The sequence below is a fragment of the Lentihominibacter hominis genome (genome assembly GCF_014385065.1).
Taxonomy (GTDB): domain Bacteria; phylum Bacillota; class Clostridia; order Peptostreptococcales; family Anaerovoracaceae; genus Lentihominibacter; species Lentihominibacter hominis.
On sequence record NZ_JACRTA010000001.1, the window covers coordinates 357519 to 382215 of the forward strand.

The 24697-nt window shown below is 40.4% G+C and carries 16 protein-coding genes and 2 riboswitches; of the genes, 2 read left to right on the forward strand and 14 right to left on the reverse strand.

Annotated elements, in window-relative coordinates; translation table 11 throughout:
- Positions 1-156 precede the first annotated feature (156 nt).
- On the forward strand, positions 157-1029 hold the full coding sequence (locus tag H8692_RS01745; RefSeq protein WP_187524863.1) for a LysR family transcriptional regulator: 873 nt from the start codon (positions 157-159) through the stop codon (positions 1027-1029).
- Here the strand turns inward: H8692_RS01745 and H8692_RS01750 are convergent, their stop codons facing one another.
- Positions 1030-2082, reverse strand: a complete 1053-nt coding sequence (locus H8692_RS01750; RefSeq protein ID WP_187524864.1) for a helix-turn-helix domain-containing protein — start codon at positions 2080-2082, stop codon at positions 1030-1032.
- Between the two features lie 124 nt (positions 2083-2206).
- Here H8692_RS01750 and H8692_RS01755 point away from each other — a divergent pair, with 124 nt between their 5' ends.
- Positions 2207-3022: a C39 family peptidase gene (locus H8692_RS01755; RefSeq protein WP_177269541.1), complete on the forward strand. Its 816-nt coding sequence runs from the start codon at positions 2207-2209 to the stop codon at positions 3020-3022.
- Positions 3023-3094: 72 nt separating this feature from the next.
- Here H8692_RS01755 and radA read toward each other — a convergent pair whose 3' ends face one another.
- The 13 genes from radA to asnS all read right to left on the reverse strand — a co-directional run bounded on the left by radA (position 3095) and on the right by asnS (position 24684).
- The gene (gene radA / locus H8692_RS01760) at positions 3095-4552 is read right to left on the reverse strand and encodes a DNA repair protein RadA (RefSeq protein ID WP_187524865.1); all 1458 of its coding nucleotides are present in this window, start codon (positions 4550-4552) and stop codon (positions 3095-3097) included.
- A 274-nt stretch (positions 4553-4826) separates the two neighbouring features.
- On the reverse strand, positions 4827-6785 hold the full coding sequence (locus H8692_RS01765; protein WP_177269545.1) for an elongation factor G: 1959 nt from the start codon (positions 6783-6785) through the stop codon (positions 4827-4829).
- Between the two features lie 172 nt (positions 6786-6957).
- Positions 6958-7809 (reverse strand): energy-coupling factor transporter transmembrane component T family protein, encoded by an 852-nt coding sequence (locus tag H8692_RS01770; protein ID WP_177269547.1) that lies wholly within the window; start codon positions 7807-7809, stop codon positions 6958-6960.
- Entirely contained in the window at positions 7806-8552 is a 747-nt protein-coding gene (locus H8692_RS01775) for an ECF transporter S component (protein WP_177269549.1), read from the reverse strand. The genes H8692_RS01770 and H8692_RS01775 overlap by 4 nt, the downstream gene beginning before the upstream one ends.
- Positions 8534-10207 (reverse strand): ABC transporter ATP-binding protein, encoded by a 1674-nt coding sequence (locus tag H8692_RS01780; protein WP_187524866.1) that lies wholly within the window; start codon positions 10205-10207, stop codon positions 8534-8536. The genes H8692_RS01775 and H8692_RS01780 overlap by 19 nt, the downstream gene beginning before the upstream one ends.
- Complete coding sequence (locus H8692_RS01785) at positions 10180-11079, reverse strand: energy-coupling factor transporter transmembrane component T (RefSeq protein ID WP_187524867.1); 900 nt, start codon at positions 11077-11079, stop codon at positions 10180-10182. The genes H8692_RS01780 and H8692_RS01785 overlap by 28 nt, the downstream gene beginning before the upstream one ends.
- Positions 11080-11099: 20 nt before the next feature.
- Complete coding sequence (locus H8692_RS01790) at positions 11100-11348, reverse strand: cysteine-rich small domain-containing protein (RefSeq protein WP_187524868.1); 249 nt, start codon at positions 11346-11348, stop codon at positions 11100-11102.
- A gap of 66 nt (positions 11349-11414) precedes the next feature.
- A complete protein-coding gene (locus H8692_RS01795) occupies positions 11415-19976 on the reverse strand; it encodes a DUF4430 domain-containing protein (protein ID WP_187524869.1) in 8562 nt (2853 codons plus the stop codon).
- Positions 19977-20014: 38 nt separating this feature from the next.
- On the reverse strand, positions 20015-21199 hold the full coding sequence (locus H8692_RS10700; protein WP_346727717.1) for a DUF4430 domain-containing protein: 1185 nt from the start codon (positions 21197-21199) through the stop codon (positions 20015-20017).
- Positions 21200-21377: 178 nt separating this feature from the next.
- Positions 21378-21624: riboswitch (cobalamin riboswitch) on the reverse strand.
- Positions 21625-21654: 30 nt separating this feature from the next.
- Complete coding sequence (locus tag H8692_RS01805; RefSeq protein ID WP_177269559.1) at positions 21655-21969, reverse strand: DMT family transporter; 315 nt, start codon at positions 21967-21969, stop codon at positions 21655-21657.
- Positions 21966-22319, reverse strand: coding sequence for a DMT family transporter (locus tag H8692_RS01810; RefSeq protein ID WP_187524870.1), 354 nt, complete (start codon positions 22317-22319; stop codon positions 21966-21968). Before H8692_RS01810 ends, H8692_RS01805 begins: the two co-directional genes overlap by 4 nt.
- 47 nt (positions 22320-22366) lie before the next feature.
- A riboswitch (guanidine-I (ykkC/yxkD leader) is annotated at positions 22367-22467 on the reverse strand.
- Between the two features lie 256 nt (positions 22468-22723).
- Complete coding sequence (locus tag H8692_RS01815) at positions 22724-23194, reverse strand: VOC family protein (protein WP_177269563.1); 471 nt, start codon at positions 23192-23194, stop codon at positions 22724-22726.
- A 95-nt stretch (positions 23195-23289) separates the two neighbouring features.
- Entirely contained in the window at positions 23290-24684 is a 1395-nt protein-coding gene (asnS, locus tag H8692_RS01820) for an asparagine--tRNA ligase (RefSeq protein ID WP_177269565.1), read from the reverse strand.
- Positions 24685-24697: the final 13 nt, after the last annotated feature.

Genomic DNA, 24697 nt, shown 5'->3' on the forward strand with positions numbered 1-24697 from the left:
TACCATGTATCCGCCAAAAAATAAAATCAGCTTTATCTATAAATATATTATTTTTTTCTATGAAGTCAGAAAACTATAAGAAGTGATAAATATTTATACTTCATTTATCCTTTTCGTTATATTATAATTTTAACAGGAGTAAATTGGAGGGACCTTATGAATATAAATCATTTACGATATTTCAAAGAAGTATGCAATCAGGGCAATCTTACTAAGGCGTCAGAGATCTGCCATATCTCCCAGCCCTCAATAACGGCTGCTATAAGCAGTCTTGAGAACGAACTTGGATATAAACTTTTCAATAAAATAAACAACCGCCTCTATCTTTCAGAGGAAGGAAAAGTCTTTCGTGATCTCACCAATGATTTCCTCCAACAATTCGATACATATTACAGTCATGCCCGGGATATATCGTCATCTGCCCATTCACCGCTTCGTCTCGGGGTTCCCGCTATATTGGGAACATTTTTCTTTAAAAAAATAATACCGGATTTTTATGAAAAACATCCGGAAATAGACCTAAAGATTTTTGAAGCTCCCACTATTGATGGCATCAACATGCTTAACAACGCAAAACTTGATCTGCTGCTGGGGATACGCGATAATAAATGTTACAGCAACTGTAACTCAAAAGAAATATTTTCAACAGAGCTTTGCCTTGCAGTAAGCAAAGACAATCCACTGTCAGAAGAGAAATATATAACACCCGAAATGCTTAGCCGTATACCGCTGGTATCCGTCAATAAAGGCTCCTACCATCACAGCATTATGATGAAAGAATTCAAAGATCTTCCTCTGAACATATTAATGTATTCAAACCAACTTTCAACTATACAGTATATGATTTCACATAACTGCGCCTCCGCTGTCATCTATAAAGATGTGTTCAACAAGTCCGAGGATATAATCTGTATACCATTTAAAGACTCTTTGCCTGTACAGATTCATATATTCTGGCAGAAAAGCACATATAAATCTGCTGTCATGAGAACTTTTATTTCTTATATAAGCTCACTGGATTTCAGCTGATTATATGACATTATTGTGAGCATTGTAATATTTTAATGCTTCTATTATATATTCTTTTTTCTGTATGTCCGTCAGCAAATTCTTCGGCAGATATTTTCGAATATCATTACGCACATCCGAAAATTTTATTTTTCCACTTCTCGGCTCTCCTATCCCTTTTTTCACTATCTCTACAGCTTGCTGATCATCCAATTTATTGCATCTTCTCGTTACGTATTTTATCTGCGCTTTATATTTAGACGGAAACTCTCCATGCCATTCTTTAAAAAAACGATTAAAGAATCCCGGCGAAGAGAATCCACAGAACTCACTTATCTGTGTCAGTGTCAGTTTCTTTTCCAGCATCAATATTTCCGCATACTCCATCCTTATATAATTGACAAGTGTTTGAAAATTCACTCCTGTTACAACCTTCAACAAATGTGATACATAATAAGAGCTTAAATACACCTGCTCTGCCACCTCATTTAAGGTTATTTTATTCCTGTAATTCTCCCCTATGTATTTTATTATCTGGTACATTCTGCTTATATCTATATCTTTTATTGACTCTTTTGAGATTTTGAAACGATGATCTTCAATATAGAACCCCTGAAACTCTGTTACAATCGTGTGAACCATTCCTGTTAAAAGTTTCTTTACATAAAAAACATCATATTTATTTGTCAATATATCTAAAATGGTTTCCGAAAGCTCATTCTTAAGCTCATTCAATTTTGATACCTGTGCTTCTTCCAAACACTCCTCACATGTAAAAATCATTATTTCTATATCAGGATACAGGTGAGAAAAAGCAGATGCATCTAAGTGCATAACAACAGTCATGATATCTTCCGTGGAATTATAAAACTGATGAAGATCTCTCATATCAATTAAGATTAGATCCCCTTCAGACAAAACGTATTTATTATGGCGAACCTTCAGCTCAGTTTTCCCTCTGAGAACAAGAACTATTTCCAGTTCCTTATGATAATGATACGGTTCCTCTATTATTGAACAAACATTGATCGAGACAGGCAACCCTTCTATTAATTTTACTTTTTCCAAAAGCATATGTTCCTTCTTTCTCTCCCATATAACAATTAAGCAACAGGAATACTATTTTCAGCAACATAAATATTTTTTTACTGACACACTAATTATACAATATTTAAAGAAGTTGAAAAGGAGGTTTATTATGAAATTTCAAAAAATTACAATTATTCTTTTGGTATTATCTATGATTGCTTTAATGACCGCATGTTCAGACAAGGATACAAATTCATCACAGACAGCCGACAGCTCAGATACTCCGTATGAAAAACATCTTCTGCCGACTCCTGAAGAATATGGTGAGCTTGAAGGCGGCGGAGCATCCTATGAATCAGTTGGAGATCATTTCGATAGTCCGTATTTCAAAATACTGGATGTCTATAACATGAAGTCAACGGATACACTCACTATCCTGTCAAACTTTGAACCATACGAGGAAACTACTGAATACAGCTGCGGAGCTGCCTCTGTATTTATGACAATGAACTGGCACGGAAACACGGATTACGATGAGCGTACCATTGCAGAAATGTCGGGAACTACCGAATTGGGAGTGGGAATCGATGGTCTTGAAAAGTTCTTCAAAGAAATAGGCTGGAATTATGAAAGAAGTATAAACGGAGAATATACTTTTGACTATGATTCAGACTGGGACGGAGCAACTGCGGATTTCACAGAATGGGTAACGGAAAATCTTAAAGAAGAACGTCCTATTATCGTACAGTGGCTGGATTACGGAGGTCATTACATGAATATCATAGGTTATGATACGATGGGAACCGATGATTTCAGCGATGACGTTCTTATCTTCGGAGATTCCTATGACACTACAGACCATTATCAGGATGGATATTACATCATGGGAGCAGAACGTTTCTTATGCGACTGGTTCCAGCCTGCAAGACATGCTACATCAGCCGACCTTGACCCTCAGCCATGGATCATCGGATGGCCAAAATAAGAATTATACTCAGAAAAAAATGCGTTGGAAAAAATTCCAACGCATTTTAAATTTTTCAGACTTCACATGCAATTAAAATAATCTCTGTATCTCTGCTATATTTTTAATACCGATAAGCTGAACTCCTGCAATTCCTTCTGCCTTTCTCCTGTCATTTATCTCTGCCGATATTTTTTTCAGTCTTTGGGCATTTCTTACAGGAAGAACAATACACTCAAACCCAAGCTTAGCAGCTTCTTTAAGAATCTTCTCGCCATTCTGTACAGCCCTGAGATCACCGGTAAGGCCTATTTCCCCCAGTGCAATGGTTTTGCTTCCTATAGCCTTACCTTTATAAGAGGAATACACAGCCAGAGCTACTGCCAGATCGGTATATGTTCCTTCCGGACGTACTCCTCCCACAATGTTCACATATACATCCTGATTTATCAGCGACAATCCCATTTTCTTCTCAAGCACTGCTAATATCATATTGAGTCTGGAGTTTTCGACACCGATAGATGTTCTTCTGGCAAATCCTATATTTGTCTGGGAAGTAAGCGCCTGTACCTCTAAAACAAGAGGTCTCGTACCTTCATACACTGCTGTAACCACAGAGCCTTCGCTGTCTTTCTCCATTTCTTCCAGCAGAGTCCCGGACAGATTCTCTATCTCTATAAGGCCTTCTTCAGCCATTTCAAAGGCTCCTATCTCACTGGTTGTCCCAAATCTGTTTTTCTGAGCCCTGAGTATTCTCATTTCATGGCTCCTCTCACCGGAGAAACTTAAAACACAGTCCACCATATGTTCTACAATCCTCGGTCCTGCAAGATCCCCGCTTTTTGTCACATGCGCCACTATGAATACAGGTATATTATAAACTTTTCCTATTCTCATAAGCTCATTGCCGCAGACTCTCACTTGAGAAACACTGCCGGGAGCCGAATCAAGCTCTGAGCTGTACATTGTCTGTATAGAATCTATTATCAAAAATCTGGGCTTCAGCTTCATGCAGACTTCACTTATACTCTCTATATTAGTTTCCGCTAAAATAAAAAGATCATCTGACAGTTGTCCGCAGACTCTGTCTGCTCTCATTTTTATCTGTTCTTCCGACTCCTCTCCCGATACGTACAGAACCGTACCCTTACCATATGCTATATGTGCCGCTGCCTGTATTATTATGGTAGATTTCCCTATACCGGGTTCACCGGAAATAAGTGTCAGAGATCCCGGGACCAGACCTCCTCCCAGAACTCTGTTAAGCTCTCCTATCCCTGTATCTATTCTGTCTTTCTCTCCTGATGAAACCTGCCTCAGTTTAACGGGTTTACCTGCTCCGGAATTTATGGCTCCCGCTGACATTCCAAAACGTTCCCTGCCTGCTCCGTCTCTTGAAGATGTCCTCCGTCTCCTGTCTTCGGTATCAAAATCTATAGCCTTTTCTTCCACCATGGAATTCCATGCTCCGCATATACACTGTCCCATCCATTTTGAACTTTCATATCCGCATTCCTGACATACGAATACAGTTTTGTTTTTCTTCGCCATAACATCCTCCGCAAACATCCGTTCTCAATATAGAATAATATAGTACTGGAATGAAGTCAATGATTTTTACATCAGATCTTCTATATGTAAATTTTTAGTCCGCATAACCATTTTCAAATTTTTAAAGATAATTACCGATTAAAAAAAAACTTTGCTATTTCAAAAATATCCTTAAAACATAAAATTTCAGCTTTTATTCAAAAAAATAAAACAGAGACTGTATACCGATAAGAAATTTCTTTTCCGATACCGCCTCTGCTTAAATCAATAATATTTATTTATCCTGCTTCTCCTGATGTTCAGCGATTATTTTCTGAGCTATCTGAGCCGGAACTTCTTCATATCTCTCGAATCTCATATCAAATGTTCCTCTGCCCTGAGTCATTGATCTAAGACCCAAAGCATAATCGAACAGCTCTGCCTGAGGCGCTTCAGCCAAAAGTTTCTGTCCTCCGTTAGCCTGAGGCTCCATTCCCAGGATTTTGCCTCTTCTCTTGTTCATATCTCCCATGACGTCACCCATATAAGCATCCGGAACATATATCTCCATATGCATTATAGGTTCGAGAAGGCAAGGTTTAGCTTCTGCTATACCCTTTTTGAACGCCAACGATGCTGCTATCTTAAAAGCCATTTCGTTAGAATCCACGTCGTGATATGACCCATCGTATAAAACAGCTTTAACATTCACTACCTTGCAGCCTGCCAGAGGACCTTTTTCCATGGACTCTATGAGACCTTTCTCAACTGCCGGAACATAATTCTTAGGAATCGAACCCCCAAATAATTCTTCAGAAAACTCAAATTCTTCTTGTGACGGAGAGAATTTTATATGTACATCTCCGTACTGACCTGCACCGCCCGACTGCTTTTTATGTTTGCCCTGTACATCCGATGCGCCTTTGATAGTCTCTCTGTAAGCTATCTTCTGAGGAATCGTCTTTACGCTCACTCCGAACCTGTCTTTAAGCTTAGCCAGTATAATTCCAAGCTGTATATCTCCCTGTCCGCCCAACAATGTCTGATGTGTCTCGGGATTTCTCTCCACTACAAATGACGGATCTTCTTCTCTCAATTTTGCAAGTCCTGTACCCATTTTTTCATCATCGGCTTTATTCTCTGCTTCTATGGCAATAAAGTATGTAGGAGATGGATAATCGAGCGGCAGATATCTTATGATGTCACTCTTGTCACAGAGAGTATCTCCTGACATGGTATACTGTAATTTTGCTACAGCCACTATATCTCCGGCTTCAGCATAATTCAGTTCCAGCTGTTCTTTACCGCGAAGGAAAAACAGCTTTCCAAGCTTTTCCGACTTTCCGGCCCTCTCATTATACACTTCGGTACCTGAATTGATCTTACCTGTAACCACTTTCATCAGCGATATCTTCCCAACAAACGGATCTATTATAGTCTTGAACACAAACGCAGACATAGGCGCATCTGTAAGAGATATTCTCTCAACAGGTTCATTTTTATCGTTAAACCCTTTGTACGGTCCATGCTGAAGAGGTGTTGGCACATAAGTTATCAGCAGATCAAGCAGACCCTCAATACCATGTCCCAGTTCAAACGCTGATGAGCATACCGGCACTATAACTCCGTCAGAAATACCTTTTACCAGACCTTTCTTTATCTCTTCATCAGAGAAATCCTCGCCTTCAAAATATTTTTCCATCAGCTCATCATCTGCCATAGCGATAGCTTCCTTGAGTTCTTCGTCTATCTCAGTGGTAATAGGCCAGCTAAAAGGAATGAGAGTCTCGCCAAAAGCCTCTTTAAGTTCAGCGAAAGTCTTATGATAATCAAATTCATCCTTATCTCTTTTATTTATGACAATGAATCTTGGCGTCTTATACCGTTCACATGCATTCCAGGCGGCTTCCGTACCCACCTGAACACCTGCTCCCGCATCTACCAAAATAACTGCGGCCTCAGCTGCCCTAAGAGCTGCATTTACTTCACCAACGAAATCAAAATATCCCGGCGTATCGATAAAATTGATCTTGCTGTTCTTCCACTCTATCGGAACAACAGAGGTATTGATGGAATATCCTTTTTCGGCCTCCATTTTGTCATAGTCCGATACAGTATTACCGTCTTCGACTTTTCCCATTTTCGGGATAACGCCTGTCTCATACAACGCAGATTCGAGGAAAGTTGTCTTTCCGCATCCGCCGTGCCCTAACAGAGCAACATTTCTAATGGTTTCACTTGTATAGCCCTTCATTAACTAAGACCTCCTAATCATTTTTGTAAGATGGGAACATTATATCATTGCGGAGGTTTTATTACAATAAAATTAAATTCCAATATTTCTGAATTTTTAATTCTATTTAATGTATGTGCTTATGAAAACTCTTTTTAAAATCTAACCGTCCATATATAAAAAGTAATTATTTTTAAGAACTTCTTTTTTGTCTTCTGAAATTAATTTCACACAGAATCTCAACAGCGAGAGGAAGAAGGAATAATATGGCATAAGCTGAATAGAAAAGATATGACATTGGTGTTACTTCATATATTATTATCTCCGGATCATAATATATGTTAGTCTGATTTAGAGCAGCGCCCACCAGAATCAATGTTACACACAGCGTTACAGCCAGAACAAATCCTCTGTCACGGTTATCGAATCTGTATATAGAGAATGCGGTCCTTCCTCTGAGAAAAAAACCTCTGCATTTCATAGACAAAAGACTTTCCATAAAACTTTCAGAAAACCATCCTATAACCGCCCAAGCTGTACGTAAAAATCCATCTTTTTTTCCTATAGAACTCCGAGAAATCTTTATTTTTTGGTTTTGACTCTTTAACCTGGGGATAAGCCTCAATATCTCAGAGGCCAAAAGCGAAAGTCCCGGAGAAATTCTCCCCAGCAGATAAATTATTTTGTCAGAAGAAAAAATTTCAAAGATACAGGAAAAAAGCATCATCACAGAAGCTAATGCAACACCTGTGGATAATCCGTATATTACAGCTTCTAAGGTTATGCTGTTTCCTATTGCATTCTGGCAAAGAGGCGTCATCCCAAAATGATTGTAATAAGAATAAATAAAAGCATATATCAGGACAAACGGTATTAAACAAACATTAAACATTGCTGCATTTCGCCCTCTTAATTTAACGGAATAAGCAAACGATGATATATAGGAAAGAGCGACAAATACAGGATGATCAAAGATCACTGTAAAAATCACAGTTGCCGAAAAGTATATAAAATTTATCAGCGGATGATAACTGTCAAATCTCATATAAATCCATCCTCATTCATCATTCCGTATTTAGTCTTTATTCTGTCGAGTTTTTCGGTCATAGGCCTGCACAGGATAAACAGAGTTGCCATAGTAGACGCTGCCAAAACACCATTAAAAGGAACTCCGGCACTGTATACCATCAGTGCAGAAGATATGTTTATTGTACTGCTCATAGTGAAAAGTGTACATGTGTCAAGAAGAGGCCCTGTTATAATCATTATAACAAGACCGCCAAAAACAGTAACAAATATCCTTTTTTCGGGAGTGATTATCCCCTTCCTGCTCAAAAGACCGGCAATAAAGCCTGCCATGCCGTAAGCAAACATCTGCCACGGAGTCCATGGACCCTGTCCAAACATAAAATTGCTGACAAAAGCACTGACACATCCTGTCAAAAATCCCGAAATCGGACCTAATGATATTCCTGCTATTATAATGATCCCTACTATTGGTTTGACCTGCGGCAGCATAATAAAAGCCGCTCTGGATATGACTGCTATAGCGCACATCACTGCAATGACAGTCAATTCTCTGGCCTTAGGACGCTTGCCTTCAAAGGCCGCTGCAAAAGGAATCATCGCAAGAATAATAATAACAACTCCACATACATAAAAACTCCTGCCTCCCATGTATAAGGAGAGTATCATGAAAGCCGGTATCAATATAAAAACAACTGCTATAGTCATCAACAGATATTTTCTTTTCATAACTGTTTTCACTCTCATCGATTCATTTGACATAATCTTATCACATCCTCATTAGTAACTGCATCACTGAATATGTGCCTGCTCATTCTGTTTGCAGCCGTAGTATAAAAGCTATTATGAGAAAAAAACCTGTCAGGCGTATCAGAGGTAATGATACTGCCGTCAAAAAACAGACTGACATTATCAGCATATTTAGCGCAAAACTCTATATCATGAGAAACCATGATTATAGTAACACCTTCTTCTTTAAGCTCATTCAGCAACTCTGCAAATTTTATCTTAAAAAAATTATCCATTCCTTTTGTGGGCTCATCCAGAAGTAATATTTTAGGATCTGTTAAAAGCACCTTCGCAAGTGCCGTCCTTTGCTGTTCTCCTCCTGAAAGATCATATGGATGGTGATTAAGCAGATCTTTTATGCCGCATAAACTGATTACGCGTTCTATGGAAATTCCTCTATTTTCATCTGAATCTGTCTCCATCTCTTCAAGCTCTTCTTTCACAGTTTTTTTAACAAAGAGACTTTTGGGATCCTGAGGAAGCATAACTATGTTGTTTTTAAAAAGCTCTCCGTTTTTGTATTTTTCAATTCGTCTCCCTCTTATCAACACTTTTCCCCGATAAGGCCTGCATATATTACAAATAGTTTTCAGCGCAGTAGATTTTCCGGTACCGTTCCCTCCTACTATTGCAAACAGTTGGTTTTCAGTTATCTCTATGGACAGTCCCTTTAGAATATCAGGGGAATTTTTCTCATATCTAAACCATACTTCTTTTAGCTGTACAACAGTATTTCCGGCGTTTTTTTCCTCATATGGCCCGTCTTTTTTCTCCAGACTTTTTACACTTATTTTTCGGTTGCCTAATTCCTCAGACAGCCACTTTCTTCCATCCCTTACAGTCAGAGGGCATTTCAGCTGACTTTTTGTTCCGTAATATATCTGTACAGGAGAAGGCATAGCCGCAAACATATCGTTATGTTCTCCCCTCAGCAGCTCACCTATTTTTTCAGGTCTTTCATCAGCTGCTATCCTGCCTTTATCCAATACTATCACTCTATCTGAAACAGGAAATATGTCTTCCAACCTGTGTTCGGTAATTATCACCGTCGTTCCCAGCTCCAGATTTATCTTACGCACTGTCCCTAAAAAATCTGCCGCAGCAATGGGATCAAGCTGGCTGGTCGGCTCGTCCAGTATAAGAACTTCAGGCTGCATAACCATTATGGAAGCAAGACTCAAAAGCTGCTTCTGTCCGCCTGAAAGCTCTTTTACATCTTTATGAAACCAGCCCTGTATGCCAAAATAACTGGCCATCTCAGCGACTCGCAGCCTCATTGTACGCTGATGGGTACCGAGATTCTCAAGGCCAAAAGCAAGTTCATGCCATACTTTATCTGTAACAATCTGATCATCCGGATCTTGCATAACATACCCTATTTTTACAGCTTGCTCTTTCAGATTCATATCTTCCAAAGGCTTTCCATCAAAAAAAATTTCACCTGTTTTTCTGCCATGAGGAGACAAAACACCTTTTAGATGTCTGAGAAGAGTAGTCTTGCCACATCCGCTTTTACCGCATATAGTAATATATTCTCCCTTCGCCACCGAAAGATTTACATGTTCAAGGGCAGGATTTTCCCTGCCAGGATAATAAAATGTCAGATCTTTGATTTCAAAATGCGCCATTTAACTGCCTCCATAATATTGACCCCAGTGGGAATAAACAAAAATATACAGTAAGAACCCATACCGACAGCAGATTCAAAAGAACTGAGACTGCTGATAAAAATATCAGGCGTATATACCACATCTGCCGCTCCCAGCCAACAACTGACTGCAACAGCTGACATAAGAACTGCCATGAATATAACCATAATCTTATCTCTAACCTCAAAAGAATAATTTGAAAAGCTGCTTCGCCTTCCGCACCCATATCCCCTGCTTTTCATGCTGTCAGCAGTGATTACGCCGCCTTCCAGAGACCACGTGGCAAGGGCTGAAACAATAGTCATCCCTTCTCTCAGACGTTTTGACATATACATGCCTTCCCCGGATTTACCTGTACATCTGCGAGCCCAATAAATCTGCATGAGCCTTCTGCTGTATCCGGGTATAAGCCTTAAAACCATCGTGAGTACCAGTGAAACAGAAGGAATCATATGAGAAAAAATATACATGAATTTATCACTGGTCATTACTTTGTTATAACACGCAAACCAGAGCATTATAGTTATAAACATAGCGCCTATTGCCATGCCATAGCAAAGAGCTTCCCATGTATATGGCCTTCCCGCAAAATAAGTAAATAGTATTTTAACACCATCTGTATTGAACACAGGATTCAGCAAGGATACTGCGAAAAAAACCGGGATAAGTCCTATTGCCAATTTTATTGTTTTTTTACCATTTACAATAAAACAATAACTTAAAGACAAAATCACAGAACATACCAGAAAAAGGGGATGTATCAGGAACATCCCCATCACGACAGCTCCTGCAAAAAACATGAAATTCACTGCCGGGCTATATGTTGAAAAGGTATCTCTGTGATCTGTCATATATATACCATATTTTTCTATTATCTATTTCTTTCAGCAAGCTCGGCAAGCTCACTGAAATGGCTTTTTATATATTCATATGAATTCCTTCTGTGAGGAATAAGGCACGCGCTGCAGTCTTTCATCCCATTGTCCAAATATATGAACTGCCCGCCGCACTTACTTCCCAGAGTATACAGAGGACAGTAACAGAACAGACAATTAAAATCTTCTTTATCTTCTACTTCATGACATGGGAAATACTCACAGCCACTATTGTTAAAAAACATTTTTCATCCTCTCCCGATTCCGTATACCAACATATGATATCAGTTGGACGTCGTTTTTTCAAGATATTATGAATCACCATGCTTGTTTCTCTTTTTTACTATAATCAAGGTGGTCAAAGCGAAGGCAGCTATAGCTGCAGCTATTATCCATGCCATATGATATACAGCCAACGTACCCACACCAAAAAGATCATTCCACGAACCTTCAACACCTGCCACAGCATACAGTGAAAAATCCTGAGATTTGAATACTATATATCCGTTCTTTTCTTCACATTTTATAAATTGTATATCTCCTCCATCATCCACATGTACGATCACTGTAGAATCAAAATCCTTCATATCGGGCTTTGGAATTTTTATTTTTACAAGGTCTGAAGGCTCATATTGGTTTCCTGTCAAAAGATCTTCAAAATATATATCATATGTTTTAAGAATATCTGAATCCTCTTTCAGAATACGTCTTATGCTGTCAGTAGTATCATTATCAAAATCTGTTTCTTTTACCACAAGACGATAATGCCATTGTATATCTTCTGCCATTATACCAGTCTGCAAATCTTTGTGCAGTACTTTCCCAAGCTTATCAAGAAGCTCTTTAAATTCTGTATAATTCTTTACAAGAAGTTTCTCGTCATCACTTAGTGAGTCGTATGCGTTATATGCCTCTATTATTAAATCCAGCTGTTGCTCCGTGAGCTTTGACAAATCTGAAGGCAAAGCCTTATCAGGATCATCAGGATTCAAAACTGCTTCTATCATGCTCATCACCTGTTCTACAGTCGTAAGCTTGGCCTTCACACTCTTAGTTTTTCCTGAAGCCTTCTTTTCAGCGCCGGCGGTATTTTTATTTTCAGATGCTTGATTTTCTTCGGCAAAACCTTTTTCTTCTATCTTTGTCATTTCTTTAACGTCAGTCATATCAAACAGGCTCGTCTTTCCTCCCTTTAATCTGTAATACGATGCCAGCGCATAATATGACTGTTCGGTAGCCATACCGTTTTCCGCGACAGAGCTTGACATAGTATGCATAAAGCTGCCGTTACTGTAGAAAGACAACAGCGCATTCATCACACTATTTCCGTTTTTAATAAATCTTCCATCGTCTGCCGGATCAATGCCAAGACTCGTGAGAGCTACAATAACCTGAGCATTTGACTCTGCGTTGGCGGTGCCATAAGCTCTGAACTTACCGTCACTTCCCTGCATATCCGAAAGCCTGCCCAATGCTTTATCTACAGCAGCCTTCACTTTATTATCAGTGTCATAATACGGAGCCAGAGCCTGTAATGCCATCGCTGTTATATCAACTTCCGTATCTTTTTCTCCTGCCGAAAATCCTCCGTCTTTAAGCTGCGCGTCCAGTATACAGCTTATCAGTGCATCACGGGTTGTCTGTACTTTTCCTTCAGGTGCGTCAGGTACGTCATAGTCGTAAGAATCCAGCGCTATAAGTGCCCAGATCGGACCATTAATACCCTGTTCATTCACGTAATCCAGATCTGCCAAAGGCTCCAGTAAATTATAACCTGCTACATCTGTAACATCTTTACCTATTGACGTAAGGCCCAGTATCACTCTGGAATTGTCAGTGGATTTAGTACTGTGAAGTTTGGCGCTGCCCTTTTTTCTGACATATTTAATTACATTTTGGCTATACTGTTCTGAAACACTTTCAGTAATTACACCTGCCCTGGCAAGTCCAAGAGCCGCCCAGTCACCGTGAGACGCTCCGACAGTCAGACTGTATTGGTTCGCTTTATCAAGCAAAGTATCTCCTGTATCTGCATATATCTTATCTATAGACTCTTGGTTTTCTTTTCGAAGCTCATTTATTTTTAAAACAGCAGCTTCAAGCTTTGCTTTGGCTGCAGATGAAACGAGTGCTTTCGCCTCATCATTCAGAGAATTATAAGCGCTGTCTGCCTTATCTACCAGAATTCCATCTGATAAGATCAATTTATCCACATCAGGTATACTGTCTATGAGAGCTTCTACTTCATCCGCAGACTCCTGAGGTGTTTTGTCTCCATCCCAGTCAATCTCACTGTAATCATCAACATAGAAAAACCTCATATCATCTCCGTCCTTTAAAGTGACAGCTTCCATATAATCAGTGAATTTACCGTTTATAGTATACATCCATCCGCTTCGCGGACCATTGGTAAGCTCTGCCAAATTTATGCCGGTTTCAGGATCGTATATAGCCGATACATAACTATTGCCGCTCATCTCATATTCCATCCCTGCATCGTTAATAGCCGTTTTAAACAAATCCAATGCAGTTGATCCCAATTTCAGAGTATACGATTTTTTCTCTATCCAGTCATAATATTTTTCATGCTGTACATTAGGACCATGAGCCGTATCACCTATAAGAGTTATGCTGACTTTTATTTCTCCCGGCTGAGGTTCTTCCTCCCCTGATGAACCTCCTTCAGAAGCTCCTGTCAATTCCCACTGCAATACAGGATATCCTTCATTCAATCCTTTTGAATCTGATACGAAATATCTGCTTCCTACCTGATTGTTAAGCAAAGTAATGAAATTGTCTTTTTTCATTCCGGAAGAGCTTACTCCCGTGGCAGTTTTATCTGTAGCCATACTTTCATCTTCCGCAAGATAATAACTGCCTGTTGTCTGCGTTATATATTCGGTTCCTGAAATGTTTCCCAACACGCCATACGAATATGCTCCCGATTCTACTTCACCGATATTGTAACAACCTTGAGGAGCCGCACAAACCGTCGCTTCTCCGGCTATTCCGCCTTTATATTTACTTCCTTTCACTGCTGCAGTATTATAACTTGCCTCCACTACAGCATAATTAGTCATGACCCCCGAAATTCCTCCTACATAAGAAGATGTCCCGCTTATTCCTACCTGACCTGTATTGATACATTGACTGACAGTACCGTAAGCAACCGTACCTGTTATTCCTCCTATACGTTCTTTGCCGGTCAATGCCGCCGAATTCCTGCACTGACTTATTTTTCCGTTAAGTCCCAGCTGTCCGGCTATTCCGCCTACTTCACTGATGCCTTCTATGCTTCCCGAGAATGTGCATCCTACGATTTTTCCTTCGGTATATCCAGCTATCCCTCCTGTATTTGATGCGGAGCCACTGACCTTTATATTGCCTGAAAGGTTCAGGTTCTTCACCGTTCCCTTCCCATCTATGCTGCCAAACAGTCCCTGATCATCTTTTGCCGCTGATATAACCAATCCTGTTATTTTTTTGCCTTTGCCGTCAAATGCTCCAGAATATGGATCATTACTGTTATTTCCTATAGGATACCATGTCTCTCCTGTCAGCGTTATATCCTGTATAAGCTGCGCATCTGCAGAGGTCATTCCTCCGTTTACTTTATTGACAAACCATTTCAGCTGGGCTTCACTGGAAATCTCATATACGCCTCCCTTGAATGAAGGTTCATCACACTGGCTCTCCGGCCATATACCTGCATCTTCAGCAGTTTTGACAGTGCCTGCTTTTGCTGTTATTTCACCCGGCATATTTTTACTTGACACGATAACACTTATATCTTTTCCCAGATCCTCATTTGTCAGCAGATAGCTTTCTTCTGTCGCTGTTTCTATTTTTTTAGCTCCTCTATACCATTGATATTTCAAAGCAGAGGCAGATTCACTTCCTGAATATTTTACCGTGAGCTTATGCCCCTCTACCGCATATCCGTTTATTTTCGCAGTCCCGGTGAATCCTTCTATTTCTTCTGATTTCCCCTTTACTATTCCTGACAGACTGTTGTCCATACATTTAGCATATACCTTTGTTCCTACGAGTTCATTAGGTATAGTATATGTATCAGAAACAGCCAACACCTCCTGCTCTCCACTCCAGTCACGATACCATACAAAGATAGGCTCTTTACTGTTTCCGCTCTTATAAGAAGCCCTTACAGTATCGCCTACACATATGGACTTCGGAAGCGTTAAAGATCCATCTATTGTCTTTTTTAAATCTGTCATTTCCGTAAGAGACTCTGCCTTGATCAGAATCTCTGCAAGAGGAACTGCTTCTCCTCCGTTGGATCCGCTTGCTGCGATATCGAGAAGGTTCAAATAATAAGCTTCACTTACACCACTGACCATTTCTCCTACGGCTCCGCCTACGCGAAATTCCTCGCTGCTTTCAGTCTCTTGATAAGCCCCGCTGACATCGCCTATGCTATACAGTTTTTCTGCCTTAGATCCTACAGTGTTTATTCCCACACAGCCGCCTACTCCGCTTCCTCGGCTCACTACATTTCCGGTATTATAAAGAGACAATACATTACTGTCATTGCGGCCTATTATACCTCCTACAAAAGCAGACCTACTTTTTGCAGTACTTATAATGTGTCCGCTATTGACACATCTGCTTATATTTCCATCAAAATCTTTATCATTGGTATTGTCTGCAGCTATACCTGCAGCAAATGTCCCTGTTGCTGTCACCAGTCCGGTATTTACTGATTCCGATATACTGCCGCCCTTGTTTGAGGCAGTTATCCCGGACACATATGAACCTCCTGAAACATTTCCGTTATTCGTACACTTTATTATGGTTCCGCCTTTTAAATTGACGCCGGATATACCTGATGTATAATTGCCGCCGGATACGGTTACATTGGATATCACTTCTGATATCAATCCTTCGTTATATCCTGCTACCGCTCCGCTGTTATCGGCATTTTTGATCAAGCCTGATATAATGACATTTTTGATGCTTCCTTTATTATAGGCAATCAGCCCGGCTCCGCTGCCTCCTTTTATATAAAGATTGTTTACAGTATATCCGTTTCCGTCCAGCATTCCCAGAAAAGCTTTTTCTTCACGGTTTCCTCCAATAGGTTCCCACGGCTGATTATTAAGATCCACATCTTCAGTCAGGACACCTTTTATATCAGGGGTATTTTCGGCAGAATCTGCAAACCACTTCAAATCTCCCGGTGATTCAAGCTGATAAACGCCCTCTATCTGTTCAGGTGCCTGTTCTGATGCAGTTCCGTCCCATCCGTCTTCCGAAGGAGAAGGTCCGTCAGGATCTGTTGCGGTCTTATCCGTCTGCCATAAAAGAACCGGGTAGCCATTGTTTATGCCTTCTTTATCAGCAGTAAATAATTCACCCAGCTCTGATTCTTCCACGCCACATGTGAGGACTTTCAGTTCATCAGATGTCTTAGGCAGAATACTGCCGTTTTGAATAGCATAATCGCCTTCTTTTCCCACAGCCTCTTCTGCTGTTGAGTCAAGATAATATACTCTGTCAACTGATTCCGGTTTATATCCCAGACTCCCCGCTATGCCGCCGGCATTGCCTACTGCCGCAGTGCTGACAGAGCCTGCAGAATATGCATTCTTTATATGTCCATATCTGAATTCTCCTACAACACCTCCGGCAACTCCTGCTTCTGCCGATGCCTTTACAGACCCTATGCTATATACGCCCTCAACAGTTCCTCCCATATATAGGCTTCCTGTTATTCCTCCAACGAAGCTGGCGCCTTCAACGCTGCCTGCATTATATGAATCAGTAAGAGCTTCACTGGCATTGGAGTATACGCGGCCGGCTATACCACCTGCATAATTTCCCGTTGCTGCTACCTTGGCCAGATTAGAACATTTAGAAACTGATATGTTGCTGTCCAGCTCTCCTACTATTCCCCCTATATATCCTTTTCCGCTGACTGATACAGATGATGTAGTATGGCAGTTTGTGATGTTTCCTTTAGAATCCCCTGCAACGGCTCCCACATAATTTGCCGATGACATGATGATACTGTCAGAAATCGTCAGGTTCTTCACTTCTCCGCCTGCTCCCACATATCCGAAAAATCCCGTATTTGACAGCGCCTTATTATTGATATACAAACCCGAAACAGTATGTCCGTTTCCATCAAAAGTACCTGTATACGCCTTGCTGCTTGATATACCTTTAGGAGTCCATTCATATATACTGCTGCCTACGTCTACGTTTACAGATTCATTTATCCTTATGTCCGCCGTAAGCTTAGCAGAAGCTTTGAGATCCGCTTCTTTGTTAAACCACATGAGTTCGTCAGACGTACTTATAAGATACACTCCGTCTTTGTCTTTAGACGGCTCATCAGTTGTTTCTCCGTCCCATACAGTCTGTATGACAAGGTATGCTTCATCCACTGTCAGATCCGCATAGTTCACCGTAAACTCTCCGCTTACAGATTTATATCCGGCACTCGATACCCTATAAGTATAATTCCCGTTAGGCAATGAAAAACTGCCGTCTTTCTCTGCAGTGATAACTGTTTGCGGATATTCCTTGCTTGCCACTGTTATAACAGTATCAGAAGCCTGCCCTCCTGTCTCTTTGACAAAAGGTATTGATACTTTATATGTCTGCTGCTTCACAAGAGATATGATCTTTTTGTCTGAATCTTTATTTCCCTTTACATTAAAAGATCCGCTCTTTGAAGTGTATCCATATGCCTTCGCTTCGTATTGATAAGGGTTTCCGCTCTTAGGCAGACTGTAAGTCCTTCCGTCTGCCATCGGAGTCTGTTCCCTGCCATCCTTATCTCTGACCGCAAGCTGTATATCCTCAGGCTCTGTTTCAAATACATAATCATATTTTTTCACCTGCAAAGCTGCACTTATCTCCTGCCCTCCGTAAGCAACGGTAAATTCTCCGCTTACAGTATCATACTCATCGCATGATACCGTATAACTGTAATTACCGTTTTTTAGATAATAAATATTTGAGTCGCCTTCAGACGGATCTACGATTTTTCCTGCCGAGTCTTCCACTGTCAAGTGGGCTTCTGCAGGATTGATAATAAACTTTACTGCATACTGTGAATTGGGGTCCTGCCATCCCAATATCGGCATTCCCCCATCCGGATCTACGGCAAAATTCCCTCCAAGTTCCGCAGCAAAGTCCGCAGACTTCATTTCACCGGATGTTTTAGATGAAATCCCTTTTGTATCCTGAGAATAACCATCTCCTTGATCGCATGCACTTTCAAGGTAATAGCAGCTCTCTGCTTTTGCAAGTCCTGTTGTGGAAGTTCCGCTATAATTCTTGCCGCTGCTGTTTCCTATCACGCCGCCGCATGTTACATCGGAAACATTAGTATCCTTACTTACATTCCCCGTATTATAACAATGCTTAACATCTAAACTATAGCTGACGCCGGATACTCCACCTGCTATTCCTCCTATTCCTTTAGCATTAGTATCATTGAAATCATTAACAGGAGAAATCCCCTTGATACTGCCTGAGTTATAGCATGATTCAACTGTTGATGATTTTCCTGCCGAATCGCCTAAAATACCGCCGACTCCGTATATCCCTGTTATATTCCCTGTATTAAAAGACTTTTCAATAGTTCCGTCAAGACTTCCGGAAATACCGCCTGTGCGTTTCAATGTACTCGTTATGCCCGCCGTATTGCCGCACATAGAAATAACTGAACTGCTGGATGCCCCACCTGCTATTCCTCCTGTGCAGTATGCATATGAACTCGGCTTACCTTTGTTTACTATTTGACCATTATTGAAACAATTGGAGATATCAGCGCCCATGGCTGTCGCCGTTATTCCTCCCACGTAATCTCCGCAGCCTGATATTTTACCGTTATTTGTACATGATACTATGCTGCTGCCTGCTCCTGCTCTTGAAGCAATGCCTGCAGCATATCCCTTACTAACAGCTGTGACATTCACATTGTTTACACAGTTTTCAATGCTAAAAGCCTCCCCATAACTGATTACACCGGCAGCATAGCTGGTGCCGGATGTGCTTGTAGTAACACTCCCGTTTAGTGTGAGGTTTTTTACAGTTGCGCCCTTGGCATATCCTATGAATGCCTGATAAGCTTTATCGTTATTGATATTAAGGCCTGTAATTTTCTTTCCGTTTCCGTCAAATGTCCCGCCGTAAATCACATAATCACTGTATGTATTGACAGTCTGGCCTATAGGAATCCATTCCTTATCTGAAATATCTATATCCTCTTCCAGTACTGCGCATAACTCGGATGTACTTTTTTTGGCGCTGCCGTTTACTTTCTCGGCAAACCACCGAAGCTGAGAAGCATTTTCAATCTCATAGGGCTCCGTTTCGGTGCCTTTGCCTGCAGGTTCCGAATCGTTTATTTCCGCCGTCTTTACTGCCGCATCCCCTATTTTTGCCGATTCTTCGTCTTGGATCACCGTTACGAGAACTGTCTTGCTCTCTGCTGAAGCTTTGCTTTCGCCCAAAGTATTTGTCACTGTAACTCTATAATACGTTTTTCCCGCAGTATCAGTGTCCGGAAGATATTCCTTTTCAATGGAATTTTCTATATCAGAAAAAATCTTTCCATCTGTACTTTGCTGCCACTGATACGAAATATTTCCTCCATCTGAAGATGATGCCTCAATACAAAGAAGCTCTGCTTTTTCTCCTTTTTCATATGAGATTTCCTCTTCTGGAATATCCTTCTCTATTTTCGGTTCCGCTGCTGTCCCCATTTCCCTGCTGATAACTGTCGGATCTGATGAAGATATCTCCCCACCATATGCCCATGACGGCATCAGAGAAGTGAACAGCATCATAAGAATCAATACTGCTCCTAAACTTTTACCTTTTCTTCTTCTCTCACTCATTTCTTGCCTCCAATATATCTTCTTCCCATCTCTAAGTGCTATATCCCATTGCACGTATAATTCCAGACTATTACATCGCCCTTTTTCATTTCGTAAGAGCTGCATCCGTAATTAGGCGCCCAGCCATTGACAGTATACATCCAGCCTGATCTGCTGCCGCAGTCAAACTCATAAAGATTATTTATCCCTTCTATATAATAACTGCCATACGCAGGCGTATATGAATATTCCAGCTGAATTCCGGCTGAGCTGCAGGCTCTTTTCAGCACATCAAAACCTGTTTCTCCATCTCTGAACTCAACTGCAGATGAAGCCAGTATTACTCCATTTGAAGGCACGAATCTCTCCTTTCCGGCTTTGAGACTTTCCATATTGCTGAGTATAGAGTCGCATCTTATCTGTATAGTGCAGGTATTTATCTTTTCACTGATACCCGATGTCTTAGAGTCTGAGGACAGACCCTTTTCTCCTGCTTCTATGACTTCTCTCTTATGATCTTCCTCTTCTTTCTCAGTCTTTTCTATTTGCTTTTTTCTACCGGCAGTAACTTTATTAATATCATCTTTGCTGAAGCAAAGATGATGTCCGTCTTTATCAGCTATCAGAGCCTTATCTATATTAAAATCATTAAGGGATTCCGCTTCAAGATCTGATATTGATATGTCTGACTTTACAATATCTGCTGTTTTCCCTTCTTTTACCGTTTCTTCAGCTTTTTGCGTCTTTATTTCGACAGACCCCTTAAAAACTTTTATTCCTGTAGATCCTGTCTGCATATTTACAGAAAATACAGCATCGTCAGACGATATTTCACATTCTCCGGCTGTAATCCCATCAAACTGTGAACCTTCGTTAAGTATGGAAAACAGCTCTCCGCTGTCCATCTCTATAGACAAAGATTCCTCATCAAGCCCATCCAGCCCGGTTCTTGTATTCTCCGCCATGTAAACTGTGTTTTCCCCTGCTTCTACAGACGCACCGGAGCTTGATCTTGTCTCAATCATATCATCTGTACGCAAAGCAGCTTTATTTTCAAGTGTATATGATATACCGTCTCTTTTGACATTCACTACACCTGTCACATCATCTGCTTTCGCATAACTTCTCTGAGCTCCGAACCAGCCCTTAATACCTGCAACAGTCATAAAACCGCAAAACGCTATGACAGCTATCAGTATCACCATAATGATATTAAGTAGTTTCTTATTATTCTTTACTCTCACTTTTCCTCCTATTTAACGCATAATAAAAAGCGTCCTTTCCGAGGGCGCTTTACGATAATATACATAACACAAAACTGAGCAGATATAAATCCTCACATTTTTACACAAAAAATAATAATTGAATTTTGCCGTAATGCGCTGCTCAATTTTTAACGATATACTCCGTCTCACCTCAGAAGACTTACGCATCAAGCTGACAGGTCTACCGACTTAATCCTTATCATGGAGCCATCCCGAACATAATAATTCTCCAAAACCTACTGAGACGTCTTCCCGAAACTTCCGCTTCAGTGACTTGCCTTGCAGTCATACAACTACATAGCCTGTCCTTTCGTAAATATCACGGTTGCTGAGACACAGTGCCGGATTCTCACCGGCTTCCGATATATGTCTAACTTGAAATATTCATTTATATACCTATGCTATAACTGTTGCTATTTTTTGTCAATGTTTTTTTACCCACACAGCCTCAGACCTATAACTCCTGCAATTACCAGCAGTATAAAAAATATTTTTTTCTTATCTCTGCTTTCTCCGAACACCAAAATTCCAAACAGAACTGTAAATACAGTCCCAAGCCCTGTCCAGACAGCATATGCTATCCCCAGAGGCAGAGTTCTGGTAGCCACCGACAGTAGGAATATCCCGAGCCCTGTTATGAAAACTGTAAGCACTGTAAACTTTTTATTCTTAAATCCGTCAGACAATTTCATACAAACGGTAAATCCCAGTTCACAGAAAGAAGCGCATACTAATACTATCCACATCATTGCTGCTCACCTTCATCTTCCTCACAAAATTTCAGCCCTATTATTCCGGTTATCAGCACCAGCAGAGACATAACTTTTGCCACGCTCAGTATTTCATCAAGCAAAATTATACCGATTGCCGTAGTTCCGGCTATCCCTATCCCAGTAAAAATCGCATATGACATGCCTATACCGAATGTCCGTATACCTCTTTCCAACAGAAAAAAGCTAAGTATAAGAAATGCTATAGTTACTATTGAAGGCACAAGGACTGTAAAACCATGAGACTGTTTCATGAAATACGCCCATATTATTTCTATAAGCCCTGCGGCAGCCAAACATATCCACGCCGTTTTATTATCTTTCTTCATATACCTTTCCTCCTATTAAACTGAAAAACCCGGGAAAAGCAGAATACTTCTCCCGGGCTTTTATCCCTCCGTGTCCCTCTTTTGAGGCAGCTTCCTCTCGGACCAGCACTTGCTGCAAACGCAAATCGGAACCCTAGAAAGCATTTTTTTATATTATAGCTATTATCCGTCTGTTACGCAAGTGAATATTTCATTTTACTCGAATACATGAATTTCTTTGTAACAAGTTTACTATGCGAATAAAATTCTTCTATTTCGTGATAACCTGCGGAAACATTAATCAATTCCGCCAGTTGTTCCTGAGAATATTCATTTTTTCTTTAAGTATTTCAGTTTTTCGGAAAATTTCATATCATTACCTCCATGAAAATGGTGGCATTCGCTTTAAATCACAGCATCTCACCTTATCTCGCATTTTCACAGATATACCTGACATACTCAAGAGGCATCTGAGTTTTCTTTGCAACATCTTCAACTGTCATTCCTGATCCAAAAAATCTCTTGGCAACAAAATCCATAGACTCTCCGATTTCTATAACATGGCCATCCGGATCATATATCCTCACAACACGCTGACCCCAATGGTGTTCTTTCACCCTGTTCAGATATTTTATCTCTTCCGGATAATCCTCCAGCCTTTCGAGAAATCCATCAATATCATTTTCTTCAAAATACAGCTCGGCATTAGCATCTCCAAAAACCACTTTCTTTTCTATCAGCTTTTCCCATATCTGTCTGTCCTGAAGAGCCAGCCCTTCTGTCATCACCACATTGCCATCAAAATCTAAAACAGGCTTAAGACCAAAAATATCACCGTAAAACTTTTTTGACCTTTCTATATTGCTGACAACCAACAGCAAATTTTTCAATTTCATAATTAATCCTCCTAATGGAGCAAAAGCGCATCTAAAAGCCCTGCTCATATAAAAAAATGCATAGGAACAAAAGCTTCCTATGCATATTCATTTCACTAAAACTCAGCAGATTTAGGTGTCCTCGGGAACGGCAGAACGTCTCTGATATTACCCATCCCTGTTATATACATGATAATTCTGTCAAAGCCCAGTCCGTAGCCTGAATGCTTCACTCCGCCATACTTACGGAGATCCATATACCACCAGTAGTCTTCCTCTGTCATTCCGATTTCTTCGATTCTTTCCTTAAGAACATCGTAACGTTCTTCTCTCTGGCTTCCTCCGATTATTTCTCCAACGCCCGGAACAAGCAGATCGCAAGCTGCTACAGTTTTATTGTCATCATTAAGCCTCATATAGAAAGCCTTTATTTCTTTAGGGTAGTCAGTAACAAATACAGGCTTCTTATATATTTTTTCTGTCAAATATCTCTCATGTTCTGTCTGAAGGTCTATCCCCCACTGCACAGGATACTGGAACTGCTCTCCTGATTTTTGCAGAAGATCTACAGCTTCAGTATAAGATATCCTTTCAAAATCAGAATTTATTATATTACTTAGCCTATCAATGAGACCTTTATCTATAAATTTATTAAAAAACTCCATTTCTTCAGGCGCGTTTTCCATGACATAGTTTATTATATACTTCATCATGGCCTCAGCAGTATCCATATTATCAGCAAGCTCGGCAAATGCCATTTCCGGTTCTATCATCCAGAACTCAGAAGCATGTCTTGCAGTATTGGAATTTTCTGCTCTGAATGTAGGTCCAAATGTATATACATTCCTAAAAGCAAGCGCAAAAGTCTCCGCTTCAAGCTGACCGCTTACCGTAAGTCCCGCTTCCTTTCCGAAAAAGTCATCGCTGTATTCTACCTTGCCGTCATCACCCTTAGGCAGATCATTCATATCAAGAGTTGTAACCTTGAACATCTCGCCTGCTCCTTCACAGTCACTGGCTGTTATTATAGGAGTATGGACATAAACGAAATTCTTGTCCTGAAAGAATTTATGAATGGCATAAGCCACCATGGATCTAACTCTAAACACCGCTGAAAAAGTATTGCTCCTCGGTCTTAAATGAGCTATTTCTCTCAGAAACTCCATACTGTGCCTTTTTTTCTGCAAAGGATAATCCGGATCGGAACCTGCTTCTATCACTATTTTTTTAGCTTTTATCTCAAAAGGCTGTTTGGCATCAGGTGTAAGGACAAATGTTCCCGTCACCTTAAGAGCCGCCGAAATAGGAGCTTTTGCAATCTCCTCAAAATTATCGAGAAACTCAGCTTCATATACAACCTGTACCGACTTAAAGAAACTGCCGTCGTTCAGTTCTATGAATCCGAATTTGTTCGAGCCTCTGTTAGTCCTTACCCACCCGCTTACAGTGATTTCACTGTCTGCATGCAGCAGGCTTTCTCTATAAAGGCTTTTTACCTCAACATCCTTCATCTTTCTCTCTCCT

Excerpts from the sequence above, each read along its gene's own strand:
- H8692_RS01775 (WP_177269549.1), bottom strand. The coding sequence starts at position 8,552 with ATGTCAAATGAATCGATGAGAGTGAAAACAGTTATGAAAAGAAAATAT.
- H8692_RS01815 (WP_177269563.1), bottom strand. The coding sequence starts at position 23,194 with ATGAAATTGAAAAATTTGCTGTTGGTTGTCAGCAATATAGAAAGGTCA.
- H8692_RS01765 (WP_177269545.1), bottom strand. The coding sequence starts at position 6,785 with ATGAAGGGCTATACAAGTGAAACCATTAGAAATGTTGCTCTGTTAGGG.
- radA (WP_187524865.1), bottom strand. The coding sequence starts at position 4,552 with ATGGCGAAGAAAAACAAAACTGTATTCGTATGTCAGGAATGCGGATAT.
- H8692_RS01755 (WP_177269541.1), top strand. The coding sequence starts at position 2,207 with ATGAAATTTCAAAAAATTACAATTATTCTTTTGGTATTATCTATGATT.
- H8692_RS01810 (WP_187524870.1), bottom strand. The coding sequence starts at position 22,319 with ATGAAGAAAGATAATAAAACGGCGTGGATATGTTTGGCTGCCGCAGGG.
- asnS (WP_177269565.1), bottom strand. The coding sequence starts at position 24,684 with ATGAAGGATGTTGAGGTAAAAAGCCTTTATAGAGAAAGCCTGCTGCAT.
- H8692_RS01795 (WP_187524869.1), bottom strand. The coding sequence starts at position 19,976 with ATGAGTGAGAGAAGAAGAAAAGGTAAAAGTTTAGGAGCAGTATTGATT.
- H8692_RS01770 (WP_177269547.1), bottom strand. The coding sequence starts at position 7,809 with ATGAGATTTGACAGTTATCATCCGCTGATAAATTTTATATACTTTTCG.
- H8692_RS01785 (WP_187524867.1), bottom strand. The coding sequence starts at position 11,079 with ATGACAGATCACAGAGATACCTTTTCAACATATAGCCCGGCAGTGAAT.
- H8692_RS01805 (WP_177269559.1), bottom strand. The coding sequence starts at position 21,969 with ATGATGTGGATAGTATTAGTATGCGCTTCTTTCTGTGAACTGGGATTT.
- H8692_RS01745 (WP_187524863.1), top strand. The coding sequence starts at position 157 with ATGAATATAAATCATTTACGATATTTCAAAGAAGTATGCAATCAGGGC.
- H8692_RS01790 (WP_187524868.1), bottom strand. The coding sequence starts at position 11,348 with ATGTTTTTTAACAATAGTGGCTGTGAGTATTTCCCATGTCATGAAGTA.
- H8692_RS01780 (WP_187524866.1), bottom strand. The coding sequence starts at position 10,207 with ATGGCGCATTTTGAAATCAAAGATCTGACATTTTATTATCCTGGCAGG.
- H8692_RS01750 (WP_187524864.1), bottom strand. The coding sequence starts at position 2,082 with ATGCTTTTGGAAAAAGTAAAATTAATAGAAGGGTTGCCTGTCTCGATC.